Annotated in this window: 5 protein-coding genes and 1 pseudogene; 2 read left to right on the top strand and 4 right to left on the bottom strand. The window is 46.9% G+C overall.

The window, feature by feature from the left end; all coding sequences use genetic code 11:
- Nucleotides 1-305 precede the first annotated feature (305 nt).
- The 3 genes from QMA35_RS20810 to QMA35_RS20800 form a co-directional block, all read right to left on the bottom strand.
- The gene (locus QMA35_RS20810; RefSeq protein WP_281649066.1) at nucleotides 306-563 is read right to left on the bottom strand and encodes a hypothetical protein; all 258 of its coding nucleotides are present in this window, start codon (nucleotides 561-563) and stop codon (nucleotides 306-308) included.
- 145 nt (nucleotides 564-708) lie between these two features.
- On the bottom strand, nucleotides 709-1932 hold the full coding sequence (locus QMA35_RS20805) for a type II toxin-antitoxin system HipA family toxin (RefSeq protein WP_281649065.1): 1224 nt from the start codon (nucleotides 1930-1932) through the stop codon (nucleotides 709-711).
- Nucleotides 1932-2183, bottom strand: a complete 252-nt coding sequence (locus QMA35_RS20800; protein ID WP_281649064.1) for a helix-turn-helix transcriptional regulator — start codon at nucleotides 2181-2183, stop codon at nucleotides 1932-1934. The genes QMA35_RS20805 and QMA35_RS20800 overlap by 1 nt, the downstream gene beginning before the upstream one ends.
- Before the next feature lie 314 nt (nucleotides 2184-2497).
- Here QMA35_RS20800 and QMA35_RS20795 point away from each other — a divergent pair.
- Nucleotides 2498-2793, top strand: a pseudogene (locus QMA35_RS20795) (IS1595 family transposase); the annotation flags it as partial.
- Between the two features lie 166 nt (nucleotides 2794-2959).
- Here QMA35_RS20795 and QMA35_RS20790 read toward each other — a convergent pair.
- Nucleotides 2960-3658 (bottom strand): VacJ family lipoprotein, encoded by a 699-nt coding sequence (locus tag QMA35_RS20790; RefSeq protein ID WP_281649063.1) that lies wholly within the window; start codon nucleotides 3656-3658, stop codon nucleotides 2960-2962.
- Between the two features lie 236 nt (nucleotides 3659-3894).
- Here QMA35_RS20790 and QMA35_RS20785 point away from each other — a divergent pair.
- The coding region (locus QMA35_RS20785) for a hypothetical protein (protein ID WP_281649062.1) at nucleotides 3895-4691 on the top strand (797 nt) is incomplete at its 3' end.

Raw genomic sequence — 4691 nt, 5'->3', positions numbered from 1 at the left:
CTCTGCGCAGATAAACCGTTGCGCTGGAATTATCCCAGTCGATATCTATATGGTCGATTACCCAGCCAAGAAATGAGAACATAGGGCGGAGTGAGGGTGTTGCAGACATGTACTGATCCTTCAGTAAAGTTGATCCGTTCAAATCAATCTTTGCCTGAAGGCTATTTCTGTTTCAACCCCTCACTTTCTTCAGCCAACCTGAGAAAGCCCCATTTATTGTTTATATATCCAAATCTATCAGTATTGGTCATCACGCAGACCCTACTTATGTTGTTGAAAAACCGGAGCAAGGTTCGACTGCCGGTTTAACCCTGCTGAAAAATCGTGGCGAAGATGACCTCAGCATTCCGGATATCATCTGCCAAGGCTTTATCAATCAAGGCTTTGAAGGCATCCAGCTTACCCGGGCGAACCCCGGTTTTGCGCTTGGGTGGTGGCCCCTGACGCTTTAAAGCGCGACTGATGGTTTTGATTGAGCAGTGCTGCTTATGAGCAATGTCCTTGATAAAGCAGCCTCGGCTGCGTAAATCCTTTATCATGATCCAGTCCTCTCGGTTGATCATGGCCGCTTCCCTGTTGTTTCGTCGCTACAGGTATCGGCCTGGTGAATCGAGGGGACATGTCAAACTGGTGATTTTGGGACATCAGGGGCTGGTGCTGACAATGGTCATATTCTTATCGAGTATGGCCACATTCCCGTGGCTATTGCTATGAATCAAAAGATGTATGCATGAGTTTTTCCATTTGGTCTGCAATACCTGCAAATGATGGGTGTGAATTTTTCAGCTTGGCAAGCAGGGGCAAAGTTTTGTGAACGGCTTGCTCTATGTCGGCCACGATGGTTTTGATTTCCCGGTTATTTAATCCGCAATGGCTTTTACCAAACTTCTCCAGAACTTTCCACTTCGGCCAACGTTTGGAGCCGGTCAGGCTCAGAGCCATAGTATCGTTGGGCAAATAGGGCACAGTACTGACCACATCAAACACTGGAGCAAGGAATCGTTTCACAGCTGGTAGCTGCCCAACTGTATGACCCTTGAGATCGCTATAAATTACGCCACTGTTTTTCAGGTGAGCATCACCGTTGCGCACAAGAATATTAATCAGCGTGAGTTTGAAAAAATCTGACAGAGCCCTGGGCTGGTATTCTGGCGATACAAAATGACGAATGACGTTGGTACATGATTCAAGACTTGCGTCGTATTTCTCGCGCGTGGTTTTTCCCTGCAATACACAGAAATCTTCAAAGCCCATAGGGACTTTGTTGTCATCTATGTCGAAGCGTTCAGTAATCAGCAGACGACCGTTATCGCTCAAGTAAAAAGGTGCAGTGTTCAGCCCGGCTTCGCGGCACAGGGTTAGGCAAACATATTCATTGCAGGCCAGCTCCGGGAACTCATCTCCCCAGCTTTTGATAATGTAAGAGTCAAGCGGAAAGGTAACTTTATCTGTTGGGTTTGCAGCCAGATCAACAAGCACTTTCGGTTGAACGCCAGCAACTGCGGACTGTAAGGCAAAACGATCCATTAGTTGACTGAACAGTTGCTCGTCATTACTGCCAAGTAATGAAAAGAGATCCGGCACCTGATCACTCTTTGGGGGCAGTGGTTGCCCTGATCGAGAATACTCCAGTCGGCCGATATGATTGCGGCCCAGTATGGCGAGCATGGTGAGATCATCGCTGCCGTATTGCTTGGCGGTTGCCCGTTCGATGACTTCTCGAAGATGTCCTTCTGGAAGATTCATCTGAAACACAGGGTGAAGGGCTTCGTGGCTATAACTCTCCAGCCGCAGTGGCATGGTGAGTGAAACCGCTTCTCTGTTATTAACGTCACTGGTTTGGGGCACATCGTAAGTAAAAACATGCTTTTCACCGACTTTTGCCAACCTTCCTGTTGGAGTGCCAGACAAGTAAACATCAACATCAGCCATCACCAGTCTCCCTTGGTCTGGTTGAGATCATCCAGTGTTGGCATGCCAATATCCTTGGTGATTAACGTTTTACCCAGCAGTTGCAGTACTCGCTGTACTTTGCGTATACCGATATCGGTATACGTATCCCGCTCCAGCGCTCCGATAGTTGTTCTGTCCAACCCCGCTAAGCGCGCAAGTTCAGCCTGGCTCCAGCCTTTGGCTTTGCGGAGCTGCTGAATGGATATTCCCAGATCGGCGAGAGAAGACACTATTCAACCCCAGATGATGAATATACTCACCATTATAGTCATAATATTCACAAAAAGATGAATATAATCATCTTTTTGGGGGATACTGGATAATACCATGAGCATTTCTAAAGCATTGGATGAACTCTGTGTGTAACTGTTATCCATCAATGCGAAAGCAATTTCTATGTAATGGAATACCGTCGGCGAAAATAGAATGTTGAATAAATTTAATAACCTGGATGTGCAGTAGTGAATAACTTTTTAAAGTTGTAGTTTTCTCTCTCCTTGCGACCTTATACGGCTATGCTTCAACACCCACACCAGAAAAACTTATACATCCCATTTTGACATTAACTGCACAGCAGAAGAATATTCTGCGTGATGCCCTGTCTGGCAGTGAAAGCTACAAGCTCTGGGGCTGCGCAAAGGTCGCCAACGTTATTGGTGTCGATGTCGGTCATGTTCTCGTACCTGTAACGCATTTACTGGCACGCCGTTAGCCAGATTGCGCCATCCCGATAAATGGCAATCTTACTTGGAAGGCATGCCCCACTCGCTGACACTACGGCCTGCCGCACGTGCATGTGGTGTGACCTTGAAAACATCGTTTCGTTGGCGGCATCGCTTTGCAAGTGCTGGCTAAATCCGCCGGAGGGCTACCTCCGGTCAATTCTCCCCCCGCCGCATTACTCAGTCGTACCGTCTGCTTACCATAACGTCGCCACATTATGCGTACTTACTGGTTCAGGCTGAATTGTACTTACAAAGCTTCAACTCAACCTGAGAATCAGAGCCTAAAAATCATCCTTGCTGTTTATTTCGCCAGTTAGCAGATAATCACGACGTTGAAGGTAAGCGTCTCGAATGAATGTATAACGATCACCCACTATTAGAGACTCCTGACTGAGAAGCTGGGTTCTCAGGTCAACGACTTCTGACGTTTGTAACGCTAATTGAGATTGGCTGTCGTTAACCTGCTGAATAGGAGATAGCTGATTGTCCGGTACAAATCCGGCGGCAGACCTCACTGTGCGAGGACCAAAGAATGGAACCACCACATAAGGACCTGAAGGAATATTCCAGTGACCCAAGGTGAGGCCAAAGTCCTGATAGTTGTATTCCAGATCAAACTCAGAAGCAACATCCAGCAACCCGAGCATACCGACGGTACTGTTCACCACAAACCGGCCGCCTGTCTCACCAGCTTCCCGAATTTCGAACTGTAAGAGTGAGTTGCCAAAATTGCGAACTTCAGAAAGGTTTTGAAAGAAGTTAGAAACAAGATGCTGAACGGGTTTGGGAGTGATCTGGTTATAACTGCTGGCTACAGGGCGTAGAACCCAGGCATCCAGGGTATGGTTGAAGGAGTCAGTCACTCGGTTCATAGACTCCCAAGGGTCGCTATAAGATACCGTTTCACTGGACTGGGCATTCACACTGAAAGAGAGGGATGCCATCAAGCTGACAACGGGAATAATGGGTTTTATTTTCACTACATGGCCTGCGTAATATTGCTGAACTCAAAGAGCTATACGCAACAACTGCAGTTTTGTATTCAGCCAAATGTTCAACTGAGCCAGTGATTGACGATCATTAGGGGGTATTCCCAATTAGGCATGGCATGAAAAGCTGCTTTCAAAACAGTGCCTTTTTCATAACAAGCATGTTATCAATCCCAGGGGAAAAGTCTGTCATGCTTTAGCCCATTTCGGGTACGTGGGCTACAAGTATGGCATCGCCACCATTATCACCACAGAATAGGCAGAGCAGCTCTTTAACAACTGCGGCTGCGACAACCAGCACCCAATCATCTGATACTTCCCCAGTCTCAGTGTGGGACAGAACCGTCCAGATAAAATCTGAGTTTAACTACGCTCACTATGAACACACATGGAGCAATAAAGCACCGTTATATCAAGAGGCGGAAAAACTCACAAAGAAGCCCCATTATACGGATGGATTGGCTTGCAACTGGAACTTTCAAAGAGAGCAATATGAAGTAGACCTTCGCCCCCAAATAAGACGTGAAGTCAAAGACTATATGGGGCTCTCTGACTCTTCCAGAGAGCAGTATCTGAATGACAGAATGCATTATCGTAAATACAGTGGGGATGAGTTCCCGGCTCTTAAGGGAGAAAATGAAGCTTACGCCAAAAGATTTATCAAAGAATTTGAGATTCTCGGTCACTATGCCGGAGAAGTTCATAACGACGAATCCCTGAAAACCCTGGCTGCGAAATACGGCTATAAAACAATATCAAAGTACCTTATTGATACGAAGGATGGTTTCTGCATATCAAGCCTGAAAGACGGAAATATCTGCTCGCTGATTAACGCCTGCACCCTGCATGTAGCCGATCTTGATAAAACCAATCCAGCCGTTGCCAAACTGCCAGTCCACTCCCTGGAACCGAATGTAGCCTTTATGCCAGTGCGCTTTCAAGGGAAGGTCGCAACTATGCTCATCAGTACCACGGCAATTAAACAAGGTGAAAGCCTTTGGACAGATTACGGCCCTGGCTACTG

This window comes from Parendozoicomonas sp. Alg238-R29 (assembly GCF_947331445.1).
Classification (GTDB): domain Bacteria; phylum Pseudomonadota; class Gammaproteobacteria; order Pseudomonadales; family Endozoicomonadaceae; genus Sansalvadorimonas.
This window is presented reverse-complemented; position numbering and strand designations above follow the sequence as displayed.